This window comes from Abyssisolibacter sp. ZYX002, assembly GCF_056892235.1.
Window position 1 is genome coordinate 95,294 of record NZ_JARMXH010000003.1, and the last position, 21,315, is coordinate 116,608.

At 28.8% G+C, this 21,315-nt stretch carries 21 protein-coding genes; 18 read left to right on the plus strand and 3 right to left on the minus strand.

Going from position 1 to position 21,315, the window contains the following annotated elements; genetic code table 11:
- Positions 1–611 precede the first annotated feature (611 nt).
- The 7 genes from P3X86_RS10465 (at position 612) to P3X86_RS10495 (ending at position 8,159) form a co-directional block, all read left to right on the plus strand.
- Positions 612–1,223, plus strand: coding sequence for a TetR/AcrR family transcriptional regulator (locus P3X86_RS10465; RefSeq protein WP_483292637.1), 612 nt, complete (start codon positions 612–614; stop codon positions 1,221–1,223).
- Between the two features lie 170 nt (positions 1,224–1,393).
- Positions 1,394–2,008 carry a TetR/AcrR family transcriptional regulator gene (locus tag P3X86_RS10470; protein ID WP_483292638.1) on the plus strand — a complete coding sequence of 205 codons (615 nt, stop codon included), beginning with the start codon at positions 1,394–1,396 and terminating at the stop codon, positions 2,006–2,008.
- A gap of 18 nt (positions 2,009–2,026) precedes the next feature.
- Positions 2,027–2,911, plus strand: coding sequence for an ABC transporter ATP-binding protein (locus P3X86_RS10475; protein WP_483292639.1), 885 nt, complete (start codon positions 2,027–2,029; stop codon positions 2,909–2,911).
- Position 2,912: 1 nt separating this feature from the next.
- Complete coding sequence (locus tag P3X86_RS10480) at positions 2,913–3,710, plus strand: ABC transporter permease (RefSeq protein ID WP_483292640.1); 798 nt, start codon at positions 2,913–2,915, stop codon at positions 3,708–3,710.
- A gap of 15 nt (positions 3,711–3,725) precedes the next feature.
- Positions 3,726–4,523 carry an ABC transporter permease subunit gene (locus P3X86_RS10485; protein WP_483292641.1) on the plus strand — a complete coding sequence of 266 codons (798 nt, stop codon included), beginning with the start codon at positions 3,726–3,728 and terminating at the stop codon, positions 4,521–4,523.
- A 1,409-nt stretch (positions 4,524–5,932) separates the two neighbouring features.
- The gene (locus tag P3X86_RS10490) at positions 5,933–6,073 is read left to right on the plus strand and encodes a hypothetical protein (RefSeq protein ID WP_483292642.1); all 141 of its coding nucleotides are present in this window, start codon (positions 5,933–5,935) and stop codon (positions 6,071–6,073) included.
- Between the two features lie 793 nt (positions 6,074–6,866).
- A complete protein-coding gene (locus P3X86_RS10495) occupies positions 6,867–8,159 on the plus strand; it encodes a radical SAM protein (protein ID WP_483292643.1) in 1,293 nt (430 codons plus the stop codon).
- Between the two features lie 779 nt (positions 8,160–8,938).
- On the opposite strand, the gene P3X86_RS10500 is transcribed toward P3X86_RS10495, so the two are convergent.
- Genes P3X86_RS10500 through P3X86_RS10510 form a run of 3 tightly spaced genes read right to left on the minus strand, consistent with a single transcriptional unit; the run spans position 8,939 to position 10,276 of the window.
- Positions 8,939–9,313, minus strand: coding sequence for a hypothetical protein (locus P3X86_RS10500; RefSeq protein WP_483292644.1), 375 nt, complete (start codon positions 9,311–9,313; stop codon positions 8,939–8,941).
- On the minus strand, positions 9,306–9,950 hold the full coding sequence (locus P3X86_RS10505) for a DUF2812 domain-containing protein (protein ID WP_483292645.1): 645 nt from the start codon (positions 9,948–9,950) through the stop codon (positions 9,306–9,308). The genes P3X86_RS10500 and P3X86_RS10505 overlap by 8 nt, the downstream gene beginning before the upstream one ends.
- The gene (locus P3X86_RS10510) at positions 9,947–10,276 is read right to left on the minus strand and encodes a PadR family transcriptional regulator (protein ID WP_483292646.1); all 330 of its coding nucleotides are present in this window, start codon (positions 10,274–10,276) and stop codon (positions 9,947–9,949) included. The genes P3X86_RS10505 and P3X86_RS10510 overlap by 4 nt, the downstream gene beginning before the upstream one ends.
- Before the next feature lie 864 nt (positions 10,277–11,140).
- Between P3X86_RS10510 and P3X86_RS10515 the strand changes: the two genes are divergently transcribed.
- The 11 genes from P3X86_RS10515 to P3X86_RS10565 all read left to right on the plus strand — a co-directional run bounded on the left by P3X86_RS10515 (position 11,141) and on the right by P3X86_RS10565 (position 21,260).
- Entirely contained in the window at positions 11,141–11,575 is a 435-nt protein-coding gene (locus P3X86_RS10515; protein ID WP_483292647.1) for a J domain-containing protein, read from the plus strand.
- Between the two features lie 168 nt (positions 11,576–11,743).
- Positions 11,744–12,808 (plus strand): transglutaminase-like domain-containing protein, encoded by a 1,065-nt coding sequence (locus P3X86_RS10520; RefSeq protein ID WP_483292648.1) that lies wholly within the window; start codon positions 11,744–11,746, stop codon positions 12,806–12,808.
- A gap of 12 nt (positions 12,809–12,820) precedes the next feature.
- Entirely contained in the window at positions 12,821–13,201 is a 381-nt protein-coding gene (locus tag P3X86_RS10525) for a GntR family transcriptional regulator (protein ID WP_483292649.1), read from the plus strand.
- On the plus strand, positions 13,194–14,084 hold the full coding sequence (locus P3X86_RS10530; protein ID WP_483292650.1) for an ATP-binding cassette domain-containing protein: 891 nt from the start codon (positions 13,194–13,196) through the stop codon (positions 14,082–14,084). The genes P3X86_RS10525 and P3X86_RS10530 overlap by 8 nt, the downstream gene beginning before the upstream one ends.
- Positions 14,074–14,751 (plus strand): hypothetical protein, encoded by a 678-nt coding sequence (locus P3X86_RS10535; RefSeq protein ID WP_483292651.1) that lies wholly within the window; start codon positions 14,074–14,076, stop codon positions 14,749–14,751. Before P3X86_RS10530 ends, P3X86_RS10535 begins: the two co-directional genes overlap by 11 nt.
- Positions 14,752–14,762: 11 nt before the next feature.
- Positions 14,763–15,218, plus strand: coding sequence for a hypothetical protein (locus tag P3X86_RS10540; RefSeq protein WP_483292652.1), 456 nt, complete (start codon positions 14,763–14,765; stop codon positions 15,216–15,218).
- Positions 15,219–15,426: 208 nt separating this feature from the next.
- The gene (locus tag P3X86_RS10545) at positions 15,427–16,710 is read left to right on the plus strand and encodes an ATP-binding protein (RefSeq protein WP_483292653.1); all 1,284 of its coding nucleotides are present in this window, start codon (positions 15,427–15,429) and stop codon (positions 16,708–16,710) included.
- Between the two features lie 22 nt (positions 16,711–16,732).
- The gene (locus tag P3X86_RS10550; RefSeq protein ID WP_483292654.1) at positions 16,733–17,605 is read left to right on the plus strand and encodes a response regulator; all 873 of its coding nucleotides are present in this window, start codon (positions 16,733–16,735) and stop codon (positions 17,603–17,605) included.
- 218 nt (positions 17,606–17,823) lie between these two features.
- Positions 17,824–18,780 (plus strand): TAXI family TRAP transporter solute-binding subunit, encoded by a 957-nt coding sequence (locus P3X86_RS10555; protein WP_483292655.1) that lies wholly within the window; start codon positions 17,824–17,826, stop codon positions 18,778–18,780.
- Between the two features lie 52 nt (positions 18,781–18,832).
- Positions 18,833–19,294 carry a DUF1850 domain-containing protein gene (locus P3X86_RS10560; RefSeq protein WP_483292656.1) on the plus strand — a complete coding sequence of 154 codons (462 nt, stop codon included), beginning with the start codon at positions 18,833–18,835 and terminating at the stop codon, positions 19,292–19,294.
- Between the two features lie 22 nt (positions 19,295–19,316).
- Entirely contained in the window at positions 19,317–21,260 is a 1,944-nt protein-coding gene (locus P3X86_RS10565; RefSeq protein ID WP_483292657.1) for a TRAP transporter permease, read from the plus strand.
- Positions 21,261–21,315 lie beyond the last annotated feature (55 nt).

Below are 21,315 nucleotides of genomic sequence, written 5' to 3' on the forward strand. Positions count from 1 at the left end.
CATGCTCAGGCGATAAAATCTTTTACTAAATTGACTATATTTATAAACATCTATATTTCACGTTGAAATTAAAGGTGAGCATAATTAATACAAAATCGCTATAGCGAGATATAGCTATAAAGTATTACTACTAATAATATAAAGGAGGTGACATAATGTCATTATCAAAATTTATAAATTATAAAGAGTTACCTAAAAGAATTGACCCATGTAAAGTAGACAAAATAACATATTTCTAAGCATAAAATGATAGAAATAAAGCATGATATAAAAATTAACAAAACACCTTGATAAACTAGACATAGAATAATATTTAGGAGGTGTAATATGACAATATCAAGATTTGTGAGTTATAAAAATGTTCCTAGATATCTTTGTTTACCTAATAAACCAATTGGAAAGCCATGCCCAGAAGGTAAACCATATTATCCACCATACTAGATTTTATAATGATTAAAATGAAGCCCCGTTAAGGGGCTTTATTTTGTGCTATGCCTAAATAAAATTAAAACATATCGGATAAATTTTCAATTTCTTTATTGACTAATGCGGTCAATGTTGATATAATTATATTGACCGCATTGGTCAAAAAATATAAAGGGTGTGATAATTTGAATAAGAACTTCAAAAACATTGACCCGAAGAAGAAAGACACTATCTTAAATAGTGCGTTGACGGAATTTGCACTAAAACACTATGAAGAAGCCTCATTTGATAGTATTGCTCAAAAGGCAGGTGTATCAAAAGAGGAACTATGCCATTACTTTAAAGACAAAGACGAGATGTATGAGTATATTGAAAGATTCGTCTACAAAACTATGATCAATGCTATTGAGGATGGTATTGATTGGGAAGAGAGTGATTTACTAGAAAGAATTAAGCAAGTGGCTCTAATTAAGTTAGAAGTTACAAAAAAATATCCTGAGATACAATCTTTCATAAACGTTATAATGGAAAAAAGGACTGTTCAGGAGTTAAAAGAAAAAGCAGAAGATATTATGCCAGAATTAATATGTCAGATTTATAATAAGAATATTGACTATTCAAAATTTAAAGACATTGATGTTTCAAGGGCAATAAATACGATAAGATGGACAATAGAAAAAATGTCAGAAGAGTACTTTAATAAAGCTAAAAAACTTGAAGAAGATATTGATATGCAAAAAGCTATAGCTGAGATGGATAAATATTTAGATTTATTTAGAGAAGTATTATATAGCTAATTTTATTGCTAATGAAACCTCGTTTTTTGTAAACGAGGTTTTGTTTATATAGAATAAAATCTATAGAAATAACATATAAATTAGTTTAATAGATAAATTGACCACTATGGTTAAGTATGATATTATTACTATAATCTTAACAAGTTATAAATAAGAAGAAGGTGAATATATTGGAAGATTCATTTAAAAACATTGATGAAGAAAAAAGAAATCGAATAATAAATAGTGCGATGCAAGAATTCGGTAATAATACTTATGAAAAAGCTTCTACAAATAATATAGTAAAGAATGCAAATATATCAAAAGGAGCATTATTTCATTATTTTAAAAATAAAAAAGCATTATATGACTATCTTGAAAAACTGTCTTATGAAGTATTTTTTGAAACTATAAAAAAGAAAGTAGATTGGAATGAAACAGATATCTTTAAAAGATTGAAACAAATAGTAATAGTAAAGATTGAAATTACAAAACAATATCCTCATATTTTTAAATTTTCACTTAAAACTTTTGAAAACAAAACTCAAGAAGAATTGAATGAACTTTTTGGTAATGAAACGCTTGGGTTGATGAAAAAGGTATATTCCTACAATGTTGATTTGACAAAGTTCAAAGAAGGTATTGACACAACCAAGGCGATAAAAATCATCAGATGGACTATGGAAAAATATGCTGATGAGTATAGAGAAACATTAAAGCTTTCTGAGTACAAATTAAACCTAAAAGAATTATGGGAAGAGTTTGATCAATATGTTATTATGTTAAAAAGTGCTTTTTATAAATAATTTGAAGGAGGTAATATTATGTATGTTATTGAAACCGACAAATTGACAAAATATTATGGCAAAGCGAGGGGGATAATCGATGTTTCACTAAAAGTTGAAGAAGGAGAGATATTTGGGTTTATAGGTCCAAATGGAGCAGGCAAATCTACTACTATAAGAACAATGCTATCTCTAATATACCCAACAAGTGGGAGTGCTAAAATATTTGGGAAAGATTGTATTAAAGAGGGTTCAATGATAAGAAAAGATATAGGATATTTACCATCAGAGGTTTTTTATTACGATAACATGAAAGTAATTGATCTATTAAAATATTCTGCTAGTTTTTATTCTAAAGATTACACTAAAAGAATTTATCACTTAGCTGAAATAATGGATTTAGATTTAAAGAGAAAGATAGATGATTTATCATTGGGAAACAAGAAAAAAGTAGGTATAGTTCAAGGATTATTGCATGAGCCAAAGCTAATAATATTAGACGAACCGACAAGTGGTTTAGATCCTCTAATGCAAAAGAAATTTTTTGAGCTTATTAAAGAAGAAAACAAAAAGGGAGCTACTATTTTCTTTTCATCACATATTCTTGATGAAGTTCAAAAGTTATGTCATAAAGTAGCAATAATAAAAGAAGGTAAGCTAATTAAAGTAGAAAGTATAGAGACATTAAGACAAAACAACTATAAAAAAATAAGAATCGAGGCAACAGAAAAACTTAGCGTTGAAATGTTTAATTCAAGTGGCATAAAGGATTTAAAAATAGAACAAAATAATGCGAGTTTTATGTTTAAAGGTGATATAAACAAAGTAATAAAGATATTTTTAGGTATAAATATTAGAAATCTACTAGTCGAAGAACCAACATTAGAGGAGATTTTCATGTATTATTATGAAAAGGAGGAATAGTATGAATATCTATAAATATGAACTAAAAACATATTTAAAAGAAAATATAATATGGACTATATCTTTACTAGCGTGTTTATTTTTATTCCTATCTACTTTTAATTCTTTTGCAGCAGAGGCAGAAACATTAGAGAGAATGTTTGAGAACTTTCCAGATGTGTTTAAAAAAGCATTTGGTCTTGGTAGTATAAATTTGTCTGAGTTTAACAGCTTTTATAGTATGATTTTTCTGTATATTAAATTGATAAGTGCTATATTTGCAATGAAGTTAGGGCTAGATGTCATATCAAAAGAAGTAAGAGAAAAGGCAGTTGAATTTTTAATCACTAAGCCAGTAAAAAGAGTCAAGGTGGTTACTTATAAATTGATTGCAGTTTTTACACATATAATCTTTATGAATCTAATTTTTTTACTTGTATCTTTAATATCAACTAGAATATTTGGAAAGGGAGATATAAATTATAGAGTATTCTTATTGATAACTCTCAGTATGTTCTTTATACAAATGTTCTTTTTTTCATTAGGAATATTTATTGGATCATGGCTAAAGAAGATTAAAAGTGTTATAGCAATAGCTATGGGGACTGTATTTGGATTATATATATTACAGCTTTTAAACAATACACTACAAGATGCAAAGTTAGCTTACATTTCTCCATTTGGTTATTTTGATACAGATACAATTATTCTAAGTGAAGCGTATAGTAGTAAATTTGTTATTATCAATTTCACATTGATTATTGTATTTTTTATCTTAACATATGTGAAATATCAAAAGAAGGATTTCCCTTCTATATAGATTGGAGGAAATGGTATGAATATAGTTTTAAAAGAATTACGTTCAAATAGAAAATCACTCATCATATGGTGTTCATGCATGATCTTACTGATAGCAGTAGGGATGATAAAGTATCAAGGTTTTGTTGAGATGGGAGAAGAAGCTAATGAATTACTAAATAGCATGCCAGATATATTTAAACGGGTTTTTTCACTTGATAAAATTAATCTCTCAGAGATAAGCGGGTATTATGCGATATTTAATATATATTTTTCACTTATAGCAGGCATACATGCAGTATTGTTAGGTTCCTTAATTCTTATAAAAGAAGAAAGAGATAAGACAGCAGATTTCTTGATGGTTAAACCAATTAAGAGAAGTCGAATAGTAACTTCTAAGATAATAGCAGCAGTAATCAATATGGTTATACTTAATGCAGTGACATTGATAACATCAATGTTGTTTGTGAACAAATTGAATAAGGGAGCTTCAATAACGTCGTATATACTAAAAATAATAGGAACACTATTGATATTACAATTTGTCTTTTTTAGTATAGGAATGATGATTTCTATGTTCACTAAATCGGCAAAACGGGCTTCAGGTATATCAACATCTGTTTTATTAGCAACATATATATTATCAATAGTAATCGGAATGTATGATAAAATTAATTTTATACGCTACGCTATACCATTTTACTATTTTGATGCTAAAAAGATATTGATAACTGGAAAGATAGAAACTGTTTATATAATAATATCAATTGCTATAATTTTGGCAGGTATAGCGTTGACATATAAAAAATATCAATATAGAGATATAAATGCTTAACTGAAATGATTGTGGAAACTTTCATAAATATCAGAAGGATGCTTATATAGTTATTGATTTTCTATGAAAAGTTAAGGTTTAATATACAACAGAAAGAATGTCAAAGTAATTCACTTGTGGATGAAATGGCATTTTTTAATTGCAAAAATTTGCTATATTAAAGTATAAAAGAGTATGTCAAATATTATTTTTTAACACTGATTATTTCATTAAAGAGATATAGTTATAATGGATAAAACAACAGTAAAATACACACATAGAGACTTTTCATATAAGTGTTTTGGCTTATGGGCATATTCTAAATTTAATGTAATAAATTTTGCAACAAATGATGACATTTTTTTAAAACAGCATTTATTATAATTAAGACTATAACAGCATTAGAAACTTTTAAACTATTATTATGGTTAAACTTATTGTTTAATTAGTATAAGTTAGTTATGCTGATCATTAATTACTAGAAAGGAGGAAAAAAATGAGTATAGGGAAATTTATCAATTATAGAAAATCTGAAAAAACAAAAGGATGTGATACTGTTAAGTCGTTAATTAGTTGTCTGCCAGGGATAACACCTATGACAAATTTTTAGTTAAAGATTCTATTAAATTTTTTAAGCTGTAGCCAATTAAACAATTGTCTACGGCTTATTTAATATATAGCTCAAATAAAAAATCAGAAGAAAAGTATAAATTAACTTATATAAAAATAATATTAATTAGAGAGGAGGGATAATTGTATGAAGCTATCTAATTTTACAAGATACAAAAAATCAAAAACATCAAAACGCCATTGTTTTAGTACGTATTGCCCACCATCAGTAAACTATAGTTATAATGGTTAAATAATAAATAATCGGTACATATAATGGAGGATGTTTACCTTAGACATCTTCCATTATATATTACGATATATTAACAAAACATAACACAATTGTAATAAATCGACAATAAATATCTACAAAATTTGCAATATATATCTATTATAATTACATTAATAAAATAAACGGATATTAAAAAATAATAAAGGAGGTAAGTATTTTGACTATTATTAAATTTAAGCAATACAGAAAAATAGACAAGCTTTACGGATGCATTAGTTTATATTGTCCACCACTAGTTATAGCTAGATTAGATAACTAATTTATAGAAAAGTTCAAGTCAATATAGGAATACAAATCTATAACACACTAAAACCCATAAAAAAATACAAGAATGTGAAACAAAAGCACATGTTGTAATCTACTAATATAAACCATAAAAAAACTGCAGTACATCCTTTTAATTTTAAATTCCATAAAATAAATTAATCAATTAGCCCATATAAATAATTCAATCCAATAAAAAATTCAAATTTATTACTTTTTTACAAAAGCTAAAATCTAAAAAACAATCAAAAGAGGAGGTGAAATAATGACACTTGCTAGATTTTCTAAGTATGAATATAACAAATCAGATAAATTGTATTGTTATCCTTATACAGTGCGTTACGCAGATTGGTGCAAAACAGATACACAATATTTATGTAGTACAGCTAGATTCATTGCAGTTTAGTTTTATTCAACAATCATAGACAAAATATTATAATACAATAAAGAGGAGTGTGTAATGGTAATATAAGCAACATCTATAATAACAAGTTCAATAAAGTATCAATATGCACTCCTTTGACAGACTGATATCTCATCTTATTGTTCTTAAGTAATGTAATAAAAACATGTAGCTCATATGAATAATAAGATCCATAAAGAACTATATTTCTTAAAGTTTTATATCAAAAATAAAAAATCATAAAAAAATAGATGAGATAAATTATGACATTAGTTAGATTTACTGATTATAGTATTGATAGAAGATTCATGTGCAGATTTTAAGATTAATAATGCACTGAATTTATACAATATTTATGTACTACATTATATATTGTAAATTAGTGATAAACAGAATACTAAGTAAAAGAACTAATACTCCTTAATATGTAGAACACTACAATAAATGGTGATTTTATCATTAATAAATATAGATATACTTAAAAGTTCAATCTGAGGAGGAAAATAAAATTAGTTAAACTTATAAGCTATAAAAGTTATAAGAGTAGCTAATGTAATTATTGGAATGAATTAATATGTGATTATATCTGTAATAAATTTGCTTTAATTATAAAATGGGAGGTGTTTAGACATCTCCCATTTAAAAAAACAAAAAGTGTACCAAAATACTACAAATTTTTTACATTGTATATGATATACTTTTGTAAAAGAATAGTACATAGAGGCAAATAAATTATGGACAAGGGGGATTGTTTGTATTTTAACTGTATACTAAAAAGATAGAGAAAGGAGAAGCTATGTATCCACATTTAAAGGAAGAGTTAAAATTCCATTATATTAATGATTATGCCATAGTTACAGGTGGCAAAGACCGTATGTTAAGCGATATTGATATTTATATATTTGATAAATTAACAGGTGAAAAGACTATAGACAATGTAATAGATGAAATAGCTATTGAACTAGGTGCGGAGGAAAGATCTCAAATTGAAGTAGTATTTGACAAGTTCTTAGATGCAAATAATGATATTTTAAAATATGAAGAAAAACCAGCAGTATATACAATACCATATACTGGAGAGCGAAATATGAAGTACCCAAGTACTCTTATATTATCTTTGACAAATAGGTGTAATCTTACCTGTAAACACTGTTACAAATCATGTAACATAAATAATAAGGATTTTTTACCATATGATGAACTCATAGATATCCTAGAAAAAGTAAATGGTAAAGTACCTGGTCTTCAATTAACAGGTGGAGAGCCAATGTTACATGAAAGATTTTTTGATATTTTGAAATATTGTAATGGAAATTTCGGTGTAAATATAACTACTACAGCAACACTAATCACAGAGGAAAATGCGCCTAAATTTAAAGGAACAAAAAGTGTGCAAATATCTTTATATTCTCATATTAAAGAAAAACATGAACTGCTTACTAATACAAAAGGATCGTATGATAAAACAGTAAACGGAATAAAACAGTTAGTTAAAAATGATATTAATGTATCGGTTGCTATGCTTGCAAATCATAAGAACTTAGATGAAATACCGCTTATGCTAGAGTTTTTATTGTCTATGGGAGTTAAGAGATTTAGCCTAGGGTCTTTAAGTAAATGTGGTAGAGGGTTGAATTTAGAAGATCATTGGTTCTTGGATGAAGAACATAGGGTAAAAGCAGAAGATTTATTATTAGAGTTAGGAGAAAAATACAAAGGCAAAATAGATATAGAACAATGGAATGATGGCAAAGATGCAAAAGAACCAGAAGAGGAAGAAAAAAAAGAGGATGAAAAAGAGCGAGAAGGAATGGGCTGTGGTGCAGGAACACTAACTTGGTGTATATCAGCAAAAGGCAATATATTACCTTGTGATTTCTTTCCTGAAGATCTATTCACATATGGCAATATTTTAGAGCGAGATATGATTGATATAGTAAAAGAGTTTAAGCTAGATAAACTAGATGAAAAAATGATTACATGGGATAAAGAATTGAGAGAAGTAAATAGTTCTGTAAAAGAGATATGCGAGAAAATGGAATTTTTCAGAGAGAAAAGCGTTAAGAAGTTAGCCGAAGCAAGTGTGTAATGTAAAGGTGATTTGAAGATTAAATCTATATTATAAAAAACTGCTCATAGAGCAGTTTAGATTGATGACAAAGTCATCAAGATAGCAGACTTTAGTAAAAGTTCAATTTCAAGGCGTGTTAAAATTGAGTAGCAGAGCTTACTTAGAGGTAAGTGAGCAACGGAAATTTTAACAACAACGCAGAAATTGGGCTTTTGTCTACGGTCTGAACTGCTCATAGAGCAGTTTTTAGTTTGCGTAAGGAACAAAAAAAATGGTTCAAATAATCTTATGTTAAAAATGGAGAAAAATAAAAGAAGGTAAGTTTATGACATTATTAAAATTTGTAGCATATACAATATATGAAGAGCCTAATGTATGCCAGACACTTATAACTTATTTTGTTGTTCATCCGTACTAATAATCTTTAATTCTTAAAACAATCCCTTGCTATGAGGGATTGTTTTATTATAATTTAACTTATAATATTATATCAGATACGCTTAGGATTTTGAGCAAAAAAGAAAGCTAAGGGAAGTTGAAAAAACTATAAATATAGATAAGATTTGTATACGACATGATTGCTTACATATAAAGATATCTTAGAGCGAGATACAAATAAAAGATAAAACGCTGTACTACAAAGTTCAGAGTGTTTTATCTTTTTGTATTTTTTTGGATAATTAATATTAACTACTAACTGATACAATAGTTTTGATTAAGTTATAAATAACAATACTTTTGCTCACAGTTAGTTATTACTTTTTAAATAAGATTTTGGGCAAATAAATTATATTTCGTTATTTTTTCCACTTTACACTAAAACTGCCACTATGGTTGTTACCTAAAACTTTAAATGTATAGGTGGTATTCTTTTTAACAGAAAATGTATCACCGTCTTTTATTTCGCATTTATTATCATCTGTTACAATGTAAAAAGCAAATTTACCTTTATTGGTTTCTGTCGTTATATCAAATACTAATTTATCATCTTCATTGAAAGAATATTTTCCATATTTTTCTCCGTTAAATTTAGAATACTTACCTGTAATTTCATTGTCTTCAAAATCTATATCGCCTTTTATAAGTAGGAAACTTCCGCCTGTTGACCTGACGTTACATCCAGTTAGAATTAATAATAATATAATCAATATTATAAAAACTTTTTTATTCATATCCATTCTCCTTAATGTGTTTTATTTTATTAATTATTCCAATAGATTGAGATATAGGTATTATTGCTAATAAAGAAAGAACTCCTATTAGAGGGATTTTTATTTTACTTGCAAAATCCTCTATCATGTATGTATAATCTTTTCCCATAATGGTCAATTCAGGACTTCCCATTATACTTAATAAAATAACTACTAAATATAAAAATCCTATATTTCGTATAGCTCTATAGTGTGTTAGTTTACTTTCGTTGTCTGTATAAACTTCAAATGCTTTACTGTCATTTTCTTTTTCAAGAATTAAGAACTCTGAATTTAAAGAGCCTTTGGTTGTATCAATTCCTATTCTATCTCTATTAAAAAACCTTAGTTTTAGATTATGATAAGAATATTTGCCCAAATTCATTTTTTTAGCATAATATTTTATACCCAAATCACTTAACAAATATGTATAGTCTTTAAAACTTTTATCGCCTCTTCTACCTACGAAATCTACTGCATAAATATATTTATTCTTTTGACATTTTTCAAAAGTGTATTTGATACTTCCTGTATCTGTCAATCTATAACCTTGTGATGACATATTATTAAGAAATTTAGCTTCTTTTTCTGTATCAATAAAAAATCTATATTTTATCATTTTAACCCCTCCGTTGAAATCTGTGATGCTAATTTATATATTTTTTTTAATCTTATTACTTCTTTTTGTACAACTTCTTTTCCTAGGTCTGTTATAAGATACTCTTTTGTTCTTCTGGTATCTTTTATATCTGTTTCTATATTGATAATCCACTTGTTTTTTAATAAAGTTTTTATACCACCATATAATGTGCCTGCACCAATTCCCACTCCTCTATTAGTTTCAATAAACTGCATGATAGCGTATCCATGCTTAGGTTTATATAACGCTAATAACATATATAATGTCGTTTCTGTTAAAGCTCCTGTTTTTTTACTTTCATACATACAATTTTTACACCACCTATTTATATCGTTAAACGTAATATAAATTATAAGCCTCATTTCATTATTTGTCAAGCAATGGGTGCAATTAATAATGTCATAGCTAAACAACATTAAATATTACTAATAATTGAGAAATATCTTTTTTGCTGATTTATGGGTAAATAAAGTGAAGAAAGAACAAAAAGACACCTAAAATAATCTTATAATAAATGAGAAAATTTAAAGGAAGTTGATTTATGTCATTATCAAGATTTGTAGAATATAAACCATTAGAGAGTTTTGAATGTATCCCTGAAGCAGTTTCTACAAATATCTGCGGTGATGTTATTTATAATTAACTCTTTGATACTATTGGGATTGTTTTACTATAACTTTGAAGTATTATTATATATTAGAGTGAAGTAAGTATAATACTTTTTATCGGAACAAAAAAATAGCTGAAATAATCTTATAATAAAGGATAAAAATAAAAAGGAGGCGAATTTATGTCTTTATCAAAATTTGTAGGATATAAAGTGTCAAAGTCTCGTAGACCATGTTTACCTACTCAAAATATAGAACCATGCTTCTGCAAAGAAGACGAACCTATTTATCATTTATAAAACACTAAGTATTTAACTCTTAGAACAATCCCTTGGTATTGGGATTGTGCAGACCGTAGACAAAAGCCCAATTTCTGCGTTGTTGTTAAAATTTCCGTTGCTCACTTACCTCTAAAGTAAGCTCTGCTACTCAATTTTAATACGCCTTGAAATTAAACTTTTACTAAAGTCTGCTATCTTGATGACTTTATCATCAATCTAAACAATCCCTTGATATTGGGATTGTTTTATTATAAATTAAAAGTAGTATTATATATTAGAGGTGATTAGCATAAATGAGCTAAAAAGAAAGCTAAGAAAATTAAAAAAATTAGAAATTAAGATAAGATTCTATTCTGATAATAAAAAAAGAAGAAAATTAGTATGGAATGAGTTTTTTGATACAAAGGATGAAAAAGCACGCGTCAGATATAACCTCAAAACTTTAATTGCAATGGATAAAGAGACATACAAAAAGGTAATAGATGAATACTTTTTTAATGTTTATTTTAGGAGTTACATAGAAAACGGTTTGACTATGTCTTCATACGATCCACATTTACTTCAGATATTAGGACTACCTTTCAATGCAGAATTAGCTGAAATAAAAAAGAGATTTAGAGAATTAGCAAAGATCTACCATCCTGATCTTGGTGGAGATACATCAAAAATGACTGAGTTATTAGATGTGTATAACCAATTGACAAATAAAAACTAGGTCGTGAAAATTTTATATATTTGATTAATATTTAAAAAGGCTTTTTTAATGGATAAGCCTTTTTTTGGTTTTATTATTGACAAAGCGTATAAGGAGATGTTATATTGGTTATATGGTTAGTTAGTTAACTAACTAACCATATAACCAAGTAAAAGGATAGGTATAAATGTGAAAAATAAAAATCTATTAAAAAAGTTTCTTAGAGTTTTAATTTACATTTTGGTAATAGAGAGTTTTATAATGCATCCTGTATTGTTTAAGATATTGAAAAGACCAGTGAAATACACAATAGTTGAGGAGTATGAATTTAAAAATAATATCGGAGAAGATATTAGATTAGCTATACTGTTGCCCAAGGATGGGGCATATCAAACAGTAAGTAATATATCAATAGACTGGGATAAAAATATAGAGATGGTAGACTATGACAGCCTTCAAGTAGCAAGAGTAAGCGGTAAATTTACTAGACACAATCAAAAGATAGTAGCAAAATATGATGTACAAATTAAAACCAGAGAATATAGTTGGCAAGGTAATATAGATAATAATTACTTACAACCTTCCAAAGACATAGAATCAGACAGTGTTATTCTTAAAGAAGCAACGAGTAAAATCACAAAAGGAAATACTGTTGAAAATGCATATAAGATATACACATTCGTATCAGAGCATCTAAGTTATCCCACCCAAAATAGAATAGGAGTTAGTCAATCTGCTATTAAAGCTTACAACTGCAAAATTGGAGGGTGTGGAGAACATGCGAATCTGATGGTGGCTATGTGTAGAGCGAGTAATATTCCAGCTAAAAGTATATCAGGGTTGGCACTTCCTAAAATAGCAAAGTTGTCAAAAAAAGCATGGAATCATCAAGCTGGTGCACATGCGTGGGTGGAATTTTATGCTGATGGTAGATGGCATTATGCAGACCCAGCATGGGGAGGAAAAAATAACTTTGGGAAGATTGATGGAGGACATTTATCTTATGGATGTAAGGATAAAGAACATAAAATATATCTAGAAAATCTAAAATGGGCTAAAGAAGATGATATATACACCATAATTGGGAGTATGACAGCACCTCTTAAATACATTTGCTCGTCAACAGGTAAAGTAGAAATAACCCCAATGGGCTACATAGACAATAATGAAAAATATATAGCATTGGCAGTTATATTAATGATTATCATTTTCTTAGAAGGCGTAGTTTTTTCTAAAAAGCTAAAGTTCAAATAACGGAGGTGTGATATGGAGGTAAAAAATGATTCAAATATACCTATATTCGTACAGATAGCTGAATTGATAGAAGACCAAATATTAAAAGAAATTATAAAAGAAGAAGAACAAGTCTATTCAACTAATCAACTTGCCACACTCCTACATATTAATCCAGCAACAGCAAGAAAGGGGTTAAACATGCTTGTAGAGGAAGAAATAATATACAAGAAAAGAGGGATAGGTATGTTTGTAAAATCAGGAGCTGTAGAGTTAATTAAAGAAAAAAGGAAAAATAATTTTTTAAATAATTTCATAGGAAAGGTTTTGTCAGAAGGTAAAAAACTAGGAATTACAAAAAAAGAAATCATAAGTATGATCAATAATTATTCAGAGGAGGGATTAAATGAATAATATAACGATTTGTAAAGTTTGCAAATATTTCGAAGAAGTAAAGTCTATAGATAATATATCAATAGAGATTATGGAAAATAAAATATATGGATTGATAGGAAGAAATGGTGCAGGAAAAACAACATTGCTTAAATTGTTGGCAAATCAGCTAAGAACAAGTGAAGGTGAAATCAAAATCGGTGGAGAGATACTTGAAAATAATGATGAATTAATGCAAAAAATATGTTTAGCAAGAGATACTATAAAGAATTACTTTGGTGCTATAAATTATAAAATAAAAGATATATTAAAACAAGCATCATATATGTATCCATACTGGGATAATGAGTATGCAAATGAGTTAATAGAAAGGTTTGATTTAGATACATACAAAAAATACAATAAACTTTCAAAAGGTATGCAGACAAGTGTAGGAATAATCATTGGGTTAGCAAGTAGAGCACCTATAACACTTTTTGATGAACCATATTCAGGACTTGACCCTGTAGCGAGAGAGTTATTTTACGAGTTATTGTTAGAAGATTACGATAAAAATCCAAGGACGATAATAATATCTTCGCACTTAGTTGGTGAATTTGAGAATATATTTGAGCATGTTCTAATACTCGAAAAAGGTAAACTTAAACTTGAGACTTCGATGGAGGAGCTAAGTAGCAAAGCTTATATAGTTGAGGGAGAATATCAGACTACATTTGAAGCTCTAAAAAATAAAAATATAATAAACAGAAATATCTTAGGAAGAATGGTAACTTATACTGTTTATGACTTCTTATCTGAAGATGAAAAGAAACATATGAGAGAGCTAGGCATTAATGTAAAGAACATAGGGTTACAAAAGTTATTTGTCAATCTTTCAAAAGGGGGTAAGGAAAATGATAACTAGTAAAAATATAAAAAAGTTAATATTTGAACATGAAAAATTCGCTATACTTGCTTCAATTATACTGGTTATATTTTTCATGGTACTTATAGGTGTGGGTGGATTTTTAGATGATACAAATGAATCTATGATGCAAATGATAGCGGAACTTGGACCTTATATGATTAGAGTTATATTGTTTTTATATGCAATAATGTATATTTTATTAATAGTTCTTTACTGTTTACCGCAAGCATCATACATGAATTGTCCTAAAAAGTTGTTAAGTAAAGTTATGTTTTATCAGATAATTAAAAGAAGTATAATACTATCAATTATCTATATGGGCAGTATATATTTTAGCAATAATAGTTATTTTTTAGGGTTCAAGATAAGTACACTAAATAGCGAAGAGGTTATAACGCTGTTTATAGCTATGATTTTAGTAATTAATTTTGTATTTAACTTTTACTTTTCTTTAGACAATATAAGCAATACATATAATAAACAGATAGCATTAGCGTACATGCTTATAGTAGTCTCAATAGCATTTTTATCTGCAAAGCAGTTAATAATATTGGCTTATTTTGGTGCAGGGATATATAAATTTATATTTATAATGCTTATAGTTGATATTTTATTGTGTATTCTAAATTATAAATTAACAAAAATCAGTGAATATAAATTTTAGGTGGTGAGGTCATGAAAAAGAGAAATATAATATTGTTAATAGCTCTTGTATTTTTAGCATTTAGTTCTTATTCATTAATTCACACATTCGAATATATGAATACAAGTCATAGTCATAGTACATATGAAATAGCTGAAGGTGTTCAAAAATATAGGCTAGAAGTTTTAAAAGATACAAAAATATATTTGAAGTTTGATGCAAGTTTAAAGGATGGATATATAGAAATAATGCTAAAAAATAAAGATAGCATTATAGATAAACATAGGATAACAGATGAATTATATATAAACAAATCTTATGCATTACAGCCAGGAGTTTACGAAATTCTTTTAATTAAAAAGGCCGTTAAAGGGAAAGAATATTTTTATATGTTACATGATGGAACTGAGGTTAAGAAACGTAGCGGAAGTAATAAAACAACGCACTATAGAGAGAAAGATATCTTTGGTAAGGTATATTACAATTAGAAAAAGGGCATTCTAAGCATCTAGATTTTAGGTTTATCAATAAATATATTAAAGCATTTCTCCTGATAATAAAGTACAGAAGAATTGCTTTTTTACTTGTTGGAACATTTATAAATTTGACAATAAAATATTGTATCATTATAATATTAATTAACTTAGAAGTTCATATGTATTGGTTTTACTATAATACAAAATAGGAAGTAAAGATATGAAAGAAATTACTACTCTAAAAAAAATCATCATAGTATCAGCTATAGCTACTCTAATGGGGCAAGTGTACATCAATCCTTTTAACTCATCTTTTAGAATATGTATAGGTGTTGCAGTTTTAATGTTTTTATTGCTTTGGTTTGAAAAACTATCAATAATCAAAACCACTATAATAACATCTGCTATGATATATTCATTTAGGACAATTCTAGATATATTAAAATATGGTATGGTGAGAGAGTTACTTTTAAATCATTTGCCTGCAATTGCATTTTATATAACTATGGGATTTATATTTAACAAAGTTAATATACGTAGATATAAAAGACAACCAATATTGCTAATATTTTTATTAGGAATTACAGATGTTATTTCAAATATAGTGGAGATATTAGTTAGAAATGAAGTACACATAAATATGGTTGAAGCTATATTGAATAGATTATTAATTACTGGATTTGGAAGAGCTTTGCTAACACTTTTTCTTTATATGATGGTTAGGTCGTTTAATACATTGACTATAAAAGAGGAGCATCAAAAGAGGTATAAAGAATTATTGCTGTTTACAGCTAACATGAAAGCAGAGGTCTTTTTCTTACAGAAGAACTCACAACTAATTGAGCAAGTTATGGGAGAAAGCTATTCAATATATCAGCAGTTAAAGGACTACAACTGTACGAAAGATACATTAGATTGTCACAAAGTTAATGAGCTAAGGCAAAAGGCACTTAATTTATCTAAAGATATCCATGAAATAAAAAAAGATAATAAGAGAGTAGTATTAGGGATAGAAAAATTGTTACCAAATGAAAAGACGAATAATAGTATGTCGCTAAGTGCTATATTTGAAATTATCAGTGATAACACGAAGAGATTTATCCAGCAACTAAACAAAGAAATCAGTCTTGAGTTTATAATAAATGAAAACATTAATATAAAAGATTATTATGCAATTATTACTATAATAAACAATCTGATTAACAATTCGATAGGAGCTATAGATAGTAGAGGTTTTATAAAGGTTACTCAGACAGTCAATGATGATAATGTTATATTTGAAGTGTTAGATAATGGTTGTGGAATACCAAAAAAGAATCTATGTGCTATATTTGAACCCGGTTTTTCAACCAAATTTGATCGAAAGACTGGTAACATGTCGACGGGCATAGGACTTACTCATGTTAGAAATATAGCCATGAATAAATTTGGTGGCGACATAAAAGTGAAGAGGCGAGATAAAGGAACAAGTTTTTATGTTTATATACCAATAGATAGAATATAAGTGGTATTATGGAGGGGTTGTATTGCAAACATTTTATATTGTAGATGATGATTTAGGCATAAGAAAAATGCTAGAAAATATAATTATTGAGTATTCCCTTGGAAATGTAATAGGTGAAGCAGAGGATGGTAACCAAGCAATACAGGATATAAATGAGCTTAGTCCAGATATAGTGTTAGTAGACTTGTTGTTGCCATCAGTTGATGGGATAGAAATAGTAGAGAAAATAAAATCGCAAAATGATTTAGTGCAGTTCATTATGATATCAGAAGTAAAATCTAAAGACATGATTGCAAAAGCGTACAAAAGTGGTATAGAGTTTTTTATCAATAAACCTCTCAATGTAATCGAGGTAGTATCAGTTATAGAGAAAGTAATAGACAATGTTAATCTAAAGAAAGCTCTATCACTTATAGAAAGGACAATGGAACGAAAGCGGAAAATAATAGACAATAAAAATGTAGTAAAGCCTCAGATAATAAGGGTATTATCAGATTTAGGGATATTGGGAGAGACAGGAAGCAAAGATTTGATTAATATGTTAGAGATAATAATAGAAAAACGAAAAAAATTAGATGTAAAGGTTCATCAATATAAAATCGGTGAGCTATACAAAGAATTAGCTAATAAATACGAAAAGGAAGCAAATGATAAAGTATCTATTAAAGCGATAGAACAAAGAATTAGGAGAGTAGTACAAAGTTCGTTTGTGAATATATCTAGTATAGGATTAGATGATTATACTAACATTAAGTTTGAGAGATATTCAAACACATTATTTGATTTTTCACAGGTGAGAAAAGAAATGCTGTATTTAGATAAAAAATCCGATAAACCAGGGAAAATTAATATAAAGAAATTTATAGAAGGTATTATAGGATACATAGAGTTTTAAAATAGAGAGAAGACCAATCAGTTGTGAGAGGTCTTTTTTTTATTTTCTAAGTATATTTTATTTCAAACAAATGAAGGTCTATTTTGAAGCAATGCAATATTTAAAAAAGTCAGAAAATTTAATGTAGTATTTAGTAGTTTGGCGTAGTAAATCGTAGTGAGTAAATAATATATAAATAATGAACAATTTATAATATATTTCAAGGAGGATTTATACTTATGAAGATGAAAAAAGGATTAATTCTTACTGTTGTTTTACTAATGATAGTAACGTTTGCTGGCTGTGGTGGCAAAGATGTTTTTGTTAACATCGGTACAGGAGGAACTGCAGGAACATATTTCCCACTAGGTGGAGCATTTGCTGATATATGGAACAATAATATAGAGGGGATAAATGCTACAGCGCAATCAACAGGTGCATCAGTTGCAAATATCAATTTACTTAAAGATGGAAAAGTGGAAGTTGTTATCGTTCAAAATGATATAGCTTGGTATTCAAAGAATGGAAAAGTTATGTTTGAAGGACAAAAATTTGATGACATAAGAGGTATGGCTACAATGTACAATGAGCCATTGCAAATAGTAACAACAGATCCAGATATAAAAACTATAGCAGACTTAAAAGGAAAGAGTATTGCTGTTGGAGCTATAGGTTCAGGTGTTGAAGCTAATGCTAGACAGATAATAAAAGCTGCTGGTCTTGATTTTGAGAAAGATATCAATGCTAAGTTCTTATCATTCTCTGAAGCTTCTGCTGGGCTTAAAGACAATCAAGTTGATGTAGCGTTCTTAACAGCTGGTATACCAACAGCTGCTATACAAGATTTAGCTACACAACATGATGTTCATGTTGTACCAGTTGATACTGAAATATCTGATGCTTTGATGGCTAAATATGATTTCTTCACAAAGTTTACTATACCAGCAGGAACTTATAAGGGTCAAACAGAGGATGTACAGACTTTGACAGTAAAAGCAATGCTTGCTGTTAGTAACAAACTTGACGAAAATGTTGTGTATAACTTAACTAAGACAATATACGAAAACCCAGAAAGAGTAAAAGCAGCTCACAATGTAGGTAAATATATAACTAAAGAAACTGCGGCTGAAGGTATGTCAATAGACTTACATCCAGGAGCAGAAAAATACTTCAAAGAGATTGGTGTAATAAAATAACGTGAATATTAAAATAAGGATATTATTACTAAGCTTAGGAGTGCTTCTATTAGTGAGTGTGTGCTTTTTAACAGATATACTATCCTATGACAAAGTATTAGTAATAGAAGACTTAGATGAATACTCAAAAGTTAAATTTGTGCTAGAAGATAATGAATTCACATTAGGGTATATTCATTCGGTGTTACTCACACCAGCAGAAGAAGTATTTACTGTAGGAAGAGACAATGAATTACTACTCCAAAAGACTATTTATGAGTCCTTTGGAGTAGGGTTGCCTTATGATAGAGAAAAATACAAATTTGAGATAAAAGACGGTAAGTTTATATTATATGTAAAGAGATCTTTTGATTCAATAAATATGAGAATATCGTCAATTCCAAAGCACTGGTTACAAATAGGAAATGCAAAATATCAACTCGTAGACTTAATCGCAAAAGAGGAAGATTTGATAAAAATATATGCAAAGAACACGTTGATTATAAAGTTCGGAAAAAGAAAATTGATTTTATAACCAAAGAGAAAGGAGTTTGAGAATGCAAAAAAGTAATGTAGTTGAAAATGCAAATCCTGAAAATGCAAATGACCTTTTGAGAAAATATGATAAAGGGTCAGACTATAGAGAGCTAAAAGGGTTTGCAGCTAAAGTAATATCTGCAATACTAATTATTTTTACATTATACCAACTGTATACAGCTGTATTCGGACAATTAGATGCAATGCTTCAAAGATCAGTACATCTAGCATTTGGATTATCTTTAGTATATTTGCTATATCCATCTAGCAAAAAATGGTCAAGAGATAAAATGCATCCTGTTGATATAGTATTGGCAATAGTAGCGGCGGCAGTGTGTATGTATGTCTTCGTATTCTATAAAGATTTAGTATTTAGAGCAGGTAGAGTTACAACGACAGACATGATAGTTGGGCTTGTAGCTATAGTGATGGTTTTAGAGGCAGCTAGACGTGTTATAGGGTGGCCTATGGTGATTATAGCGTTGCTATTTATTGCATATGCATTATTAGGGCCATATATTCCAGGAAAGTTAGCACATAGAGGTGTTAATGTATCGGATTTAGTACAACATTTATTCTATACAACAGAGGGTGTATTTGGTATACCAATAAAGGTTTCCTCGACATTTATATTCATGTTTTTATTATTTGGTGCATACCTAGAAAAAACAGGAATGGGAGAATTTTTTATAGATGCAGCTAACGCAATTGCAGGATTTGCTTCTGGTGGACCAGCAAAAGTTGCTGTTATCTCAAGTGGGTGTATGGGAACACTTACAGGAAGTTCAGTAGCAAACGTTGTTGGAACAGGAAGTTTTACAATACCAATGATGAAGAAACTAGGATACAAAGGAGAATTTGCAGGAGCAGTTGAGGCAACAGCATCTACAGGAGGTCAGTTAATGCCTCCAATCATGGGAGCAGCAGCTTTCCTTATGGCTGAATTTACAGATACTCCATACATTAAAGTTATATCAGCAGCAGCGATTCCAGCTTTATTGTATTACTTTGGAGTTTGGGCAGGAGTACATTTTGAGGCTAAAAAACTTGGATTAAAAGGATTACCAAAAGATAAATTACCAAGATTAGGGAACATAATGAAGGAAAGAGGACATTTATTAATCCCAATCATAATAGTTGTTTACTTCTTAGTAGCAGGATATACTCCGATAAGAGCAGCGTTAGGTGCAATAGTAGCTTCTATAGTGTGTTCAGCATTTAAAAAAGAGACTAGACTGAGCTTTTGGGATATAATAGATGGGCTAAAGAAAGGCGCAAGAAGTGCAATAACAGTTATTGCAGCCTGTGCATGTGCTGGTATAATAATAGGTGTTGTAACACAGACAGGTTTGGGGCTTAAGATGGGTTCAATACTTGTTAGTATGGCAAAAGGAAAACTATTCTTAACATTATTCTTTACAATGCTTACGTCTTTGATATTAGGAATAGGAGTGCCAACAACAGCAAACTATGTTATAACTTCAACGATAGCAGCACCAGCGTTATTGATGATGGATGTTCCAGTATTAGCGGCTCACATGTTTGCGTTTTATTTTGGTATAGTAGCAGATGTAACACCACCTGTGTGCTTAGCAGCCGTTGCGGCATCAGGAGTCGCCAAATCAGAACCAATGAGAACAGGTGTACAAGCAGCAAGACTTGCAATAGCAGCATTCTTGATACCGTTTATATTTGTTTATTCTCCACAGCTACTATTGATAGATGTAACAGTAATTGAGATTGTATTTATAATTATAACATCATTAATAGGTATAATATCAGTAGCATCAGCATTAACAGGATTCTTCATAGCAAAGATGTCAATAGTAGATAGGTTGTTGTTCATAGCAGGTGGAGTTCTACTAGTTACAACAAATTATACATTCAATGCAATAGGGCTTGGAATGTTAATATTAGGATTTATTTTACAAAAGAGAAGTAAAAGCAATACAGTAGTAGCTTAAATACGTAGTATTGTAAATAATAAATAGTGTCGAATAATATCCTCAGGGGGCTGTG